Below are 827 nucleotides of genomic sequence, written 5' to 3' on the forward strand. Positions count from 1 at the left end.
ACCTTTGTTAAATTCCATCGGAACTAATCTTCAACAGCAAAAAATTCCCTTATTAGTCATCGCTATCGTCGGAACTGAAGAAGGTGAAGCAAAAGTTAATGAGATTCTTAAGCGACATTTAGAAATTAATAAAATTTATGTCGCAGAAATGCTCGAAAATACCAGCACTGCTTTTCATAAAGATGGATATGGTTTTTGGAATGATATGGATGAAATGCACAGAGCTAAATCATTATGCTTGATATTAGGGACAAAAATTTATAAAAAACCTTTAGGATTTAATGATCAAGGATTATTATTGGTATTGCCTGAAACTTGTCCAAACAACTCTTTACCTATTCTGTTTCAGAGCAAAGCTGGCAAAGAACCTTGGAAGCCGTTATTTGAGCGGCCTACATCCTAAATCGGGTCAAGAGAAAGGGGCGATCCCTTATTATCAATAATGTAATATTTGAATCGGATCGCCTATTTTTTAATTTAATTAAAAAAACATCCTTAATTTTTCAAATAATGATGTGTAATAGTTGCGACTTGTTCTGTCTCATGACCTTGAACGGTTGAGTTTTATCGGTTTTGATATGGGTACCGAATCCTTATACAAAACACGAGGTAACTCTCATGATTCATACTAACAATCCTGTCATCAAACACAAAACAGGTTCGCTCCATCTTGCTAAAGAACTCAGCAATGCTTCTAAAGCCTGTAAAATCATGGGTGTCTCTCGCGATACCTTTTACCGTTATCGGTGTAGTCTCTCCGGTTTTTAGTACCACCGCCAATGAGGATCTCCGGCCAGTTTTTGCCGCGCATAGATAACAGGCGGCAT

2 pseudogenes are annotated in these 827 nt (G+C 37.1%); both read left to right on the forward strand.

The annotated features are described in order from the left end of the window. Nucleotides 1-403, forward strand: a pseudogene (locus tag J5224_RS31605) (ATP-binding protein); the annotation flags it as partial. A 215-nt stretch (nt 404-618) separates the two neighbouring features. Next, nucleotides 619-747: pseudogene (locus tag J5224_RS31610) on the forward strand (helix-turn-helix domain-containing protein); the annotation flags it as partial. Nucleotides 748-827 lie beyond the last annotated feature (80 nt).

The sequence above is a fragment of the Candidatus Symbiopectobacterium sp. NZEC135 genome (assembly GCF_025962695.1).